Raw genomic sequence first — 5035 nt, forward strand, 5'->3', positions numbered from 1 at the left:
TAAGTTATTTTAACAAGTAAAATAGATCAGTTAATTAGTGTGATTGGTATTACTATTTTATCAATAAAAATACGCATAAAAAAATCCCCCATTGAATAATATCAATGGGGGATTTTTATTTATTAGGACATGCCTATACGAGATTTAAATTATTTTTCCATCCCAGGCTTTTGTTGTGCAAATGTATCAAACTCAGCTTGAGTTACTTTACCGTCTTTATTTGCATCTAACATGTCAAATGTAGGACGCTTATGCATTTTATGAACTGGATTCATTTTTTTCACCAATTCAAACTCAGCACTAGTAATTGAACCATTCGCATCAGTATCCACTTTATCAAAGTTAGTTAATAAACGGCCTTTTGCTTCATCTTTACTGATCACACCGTCACTGTTGCCATCGATTTTAGTAAAGTCAGGTTTTTTATGGCCTTTACCGCGATGTTTATCACCCGCTGCTTTTAATTCATCTTGTGAAAGTGAACCATTACCATCGGCATCAATTTTATCAAAACCTTTTAATAAGCGACCTTTTGCTTCATCTTTGCTGATCACACCATCGCTGTTGGCATCGATTTTAGTAAAGTCAGGTTTTTTATGACCTTTACCACGGTGTTTGTCACCCGCCGCTTTTAATTCATCTTGTGAAAGTGAACCATTACCATCGGTATCAATTTTATCGAAACCTTTTAATAAACGCCCTTTTGCTTCATCTTTACTGATCACACCATCGCTGTTGGCATCGATTTTAGCGAAGTCAGGTTTTTTGTGACCTTTACCACGATGTTTATCACCCGCTGCTTTTAATTCATCCTGTGAAAGTGAACCATTACCATCGGCATCAATTTTATCAAAACCTTTTAATAAACGGCCTTTTGCTTCATCTTTACTGATCACACCATCACTGTCGGCATCGATTTTAGTAAAGTCAGGTTTTTTGTGACCCTTACCACGGTGTTTATCACCCGCTGCTTTTAATTCATCTCGTGAAAGTGAACCATTACCATCGGTATCAATTTTATCAAACCCTTTTAATAAACGACTTTTTGCTTCATCTTTACTGATCACACCATCGCTGTTGGCATCGATTTTAGCGAAGTCAGGTTTTTTGTGACCTTTACCGCGATGTTTATCACCCGCCGCTTTTAATTCATCTTGTGAAAGTGAACCATTACCATCGGCATCAATTTTATCAAAACCTTTTAATAAACGACCTTTTGCTTCATCTTTACTGATCACACCATCACTGTCGGCATCGATTTTAGCGAAATCAGGTTTTTTATGACCTTTACCATGGTGTTTATCAACTGCAGCAAATTCTTCAGCAGTAATAGCACCATCATTATTAGCATCAAAGTCGCTAAACTGTGGCTTTTTATGTTCTCTATTCTTTTTCATCTCTAACATGGTATTAAACTCAGCAGATGAAATTGAACCATTTGAATCTGCATCTATTTTGTCAAAGTGTTTTGCTAGTCGACCCGTTGCTTCAGTTAATGTAATTTCACCATTTTTATTTGTATCGAAACTTTCAAAGTCTTTATTTACAGTGTTATTTGTTGCAGCCATAGTTAGTGAACTTGAAACCATTAATGCTACACCGCTTAAAATAAATTTATTCATATAAACCTCTTCTTTTAATTAACTTAGTTATGATGGCTCCCTTCTGAGCCGATGTAGAGACTATAGATAAGTAATGTGCAGGAAATGTGGATAAAAAAAGGAGTTGAGACTTTTTAGCAAATAAAGGGAAGATAATTACAAAAACAATACATTAAAAAGGTGATATGAATAATAAGAGCCTCATATCACCCCTAATAACAATAACTAAAAGAAGGTTACGGTACTAAACGCTTTATTAATGGTATTTTTACCAATCCCATTGTTAATACTAGTGAGATCATTAAAGTAATAACTGTAATCACAGGAATAGCAATCCAATTACTCGGAAAAACGCTATAGAATCCATTCGCTAAGTCACGAACAGGTATTAATAATAGTGGATGTAATAAATAAATACCTAAGCTATAAGTTGAAACGAGAGAAACAAAGCTTCGAAATTTACCGCTAATTTTATCTGCGTATGTTTGTGCTAAAACAAATAGCATCCCGGCAATCACAGCAGTATTTAATGTTTTATAGCCCATAAAAAAGGAACTGTATGCCCCTTTCTCTAGCGCTAAATACCAAGTTCCAAAAAAATTGAAACAGAGCATCATCACTCCAACAGTAACCCATGCTTTTAATTGCGGTCTGTTATCCCTATTAAATAAAAACCAGCCGAGTACAAGATAACCGCTATACAAGACTAGATTCTGTTGTAAAAAGCTCTCTACTTTTAACCAGTGCATTAAAAATAAAACACCCCAAGTTACTAAAGCGAATTGAATATACTCAGTTGGCGCTTTTTTCAATAATGGAATTAAAAAAGGGATCACAAAATATAAAGGGATAAAATCGTAAAAAAACCACAGGTGGTACCAAACGGGTTCATTAGCAGCATGATTTAAAAAACTTAAGGTCACTTGTTTATCCCAAACACCAGTAAATACACCATCAATGATAAAGCCACCCGCAATCGCATAAATAATTGTCCAGCCAATAAACGGGATCACAACCTTACTTACTCGCTTACTAAGGTAGTGCTGACATTGCAAAGGCTTTTCAGTGGAAAGTAACAAAGCGCCGCTAAGCAACATAAAGACCGGTACAGCCCAGCGGGTTAAACTATTAAGCCCCGCAGCAGCTAACCAATCTCCGCCATCAATTTCTCCGTATAAATAACGAAAAGGGCCTAAAACATGAATGGTAATTACAGCAATTGCTGCTATAAAGCGTAAAAAATCAATATAAAAAATGGATGGTCGCGTTCTTTGCATAAAAAATACCTATAACTGATTAATTAGCAGAGCGTACTAATTTGATAAACTACACATGATAATACACTTAAAAGTAAAACCGCTATGTTTCATATAATTTAAAACATAAAAGTAAATTAATTCATCTATTATTGACTCAAAAAAACAATAAATTTATAAAAGCCAATAAAAGCATAAGCCATTGATACTAAATGCTTTAAATCAAGTTAACCTGGCTTTATCGTGATTCACCTAGTGCTAAAATAAAATCGGCATTGCAGAAATCTAAAAAAACGTGATAATGGTCAATTTTTTTATCCCTGAGCTTATTTAGTAAAATTAACAGGCGCTCATTTACTTAGTAAAAAGTATTGCCTGCAAGGAATCCTTTGTGAATATTAAACAATATAAGGTAGGAACTTTTTTATTTCTACTTACTTTCTCAACACCAGCTTTATTTGCAGCGAATGAGTCGACTAACTCAGTAAATCCAACATCGCAATTAATTAATGTAGAGTCAACAGCTGTTCCTGCTGTTGAGCAAAATGACTTACAAGAAACACCTGAATACGTAGAGGCTTTAAATACCGACCTTGAGATCGAAGAAGAGCTATCTGTACAAGAAGAGCAACAAACAGAGTCAGAAAACCAACCCTATCAGGTCTCGTTTACTAACTCAGCATGGGAACAATATGATGTAGCAGATGAGTTCTACGATAGTCCCTATCAAGTATCACTTTTTTCTCCTAAAAACGGAGAAGATAGCGACCGTTTAGTCTCACAAACAGGCTCTATTTTTTACTATGGATTAGGCGCAATTTCAGTACTTGCAGTATTGCCTGATTCGGTAACAAACTGGGAAAGCAGTGGCGATCAAAGTTTACCAAGCAAATGGGTGGAAAATGTTAAAGAAGGGCCTGTTTGGGATCGCGATGATGTTGTATTGAACTATATAATGCACCCTTACTTCGGCGGTGCATACTACCAAACTGCGCGTAAATCGGGTTACCGACAGTGGGATTCATTTCTTTACTCTACACTTATGTCTACAGTATTTTGGGAATACGGTGTAGAAGCTTTTGCTGAAACTCCTTCTATGCAAGACCTTGTTGTTACACCGGTATTAGGCTGGGTATATGGTGAATGGGCCTTTAATAAAGAAAGAGAGATTTGGTCAAATGGTGGTACGGTATGGGGACGTGAAGACCTTGGTAACCTTGCTTTATTTTTGCTAGACCCTATTGATTCGGTTGGACGAAATGTAAACCGCTTGTTTGGACGAGACGTCATAAAAGCAGGAACAGGCTACGTTAAAATATCTGAGCAAAGTTCAGCTGCAAGAATTCCAAACGACAAACAAATTATGTTTGAAGTAAACTATATTTTTGGCGATGAAGATAATGCAGCTCAGTCGGGTATTAGTGGTAAACGTAAACGCAATAGCGGCTACTCATTTGCTAATACAAAAGATCCAGTTAATACGGGTATTATAGGTATTAGTTTAGGTGGTGGTCATGTCATCTTTGATAATAAACGTGGCTTAAAAAGCCAAGAATATGGACAAGTATCATTAGGTTTATACTTTACACCAAGCTTCTCTGCTCGCTTAAATTATAACTCAACTAAAATGCTACAAACCTTTGCTGATCGTGATTACGATTATGAAACCTTTAGTGTCGATGGCCAATATTACTTTAATACAGAATCGCCATTCAGACCTTTTGTCACAGCAGGGATCGGTGAAGAGATTTGGGATCAAGATAAAAGTCTATACAACTTCCAAGTCAATGCCGGAATCGGTTTCCATTACAAGCTCAACAATAAATGGGCTTTACAAGTTGATGCAACTAACTACTTCACTACAGATGAAAGTAGCCATGACCAACAAATATCAGGTAAGGTTATATATCGCTTTGGAGAAGGCGAAGGAAACGTATTGTAATCTCACAAGGTACAAAAACATAACTCTCGCTTTGCTGGCCAAGAAAATACACCAGCAAAGCGAGAACAAACAAAACAGGCTTAATTTTTAATAATCACTATCAACCCTACGAAAGCCCCTTTACATTATTAACTTCATCAAACCAAATCACATACATTGTTATTGAAGTACATCAATGATAGTTATTGAAGTACATCAATGATAGTTATTGAAGTACATCAATGATAGTTATTGAA

At 35.8% G+C, this 5035-nt stretch carries 3 protein-coding genes; 1 reads left to right on the forward strand and 2 read right to left on the reverse strand.

The window, feature by feature from the left end; all coding sequences use genetic code 11:
* Positions 1-149 precede the first annotated feature (149 nt).
* Both V6256_RS14720 and V6256_RS14725 read right to left on the reverse strand, forming a co-directional pair.
* On the reverse strand, positions 150-1622 hold the full coding sequence (locus V6256_RS14720) for a hypothetical protein (protein ID WP_341599030.1): 1473 nt from the start codon (positions 1620-1622) through the stop codon (positions 150-152).
* Between the two features lie 215 nt (positions 1623-1837).
* Positions 1838-2878: an acyltransferase gene (locus tag V6256_RS14725; RefSeq protein WP_341599031.1), complete on the reverse strand. Its 1041-nt coding sequence runs from the start codon at positions 2876-2878 to the stop codon at positions 1838-1840.
* A 370-nt stretch (positions 2879-3248) separates the two neighbouring features.
* Here V6256_RS14725 and V6256_RS14730 point away from each other — a divergent pair, with 370 nt between their 5' ends.
* A complete protein-coding gene (locus V6256_RS14730; RefSeq protein WP_341599032.1) occupies positions 3249-4799 on the forward strand; it encodes a DUF3943 domain-containing protein in 1551 nt (516 codons plus the stop codon).
* Positions 4800-5035: the final 236 nt, after the last annotated feature.

It is taken from the genome of Psychromonas aquatilis (genome assembly GCF_038155185.1).
Taxonomy (GTDB): Bacteria; Pseudomonadota; Gammaproteobacteria; order Enterobacterales; family Psychromonadaceae; genus Psychromonas; species Psychromonas aquatilis.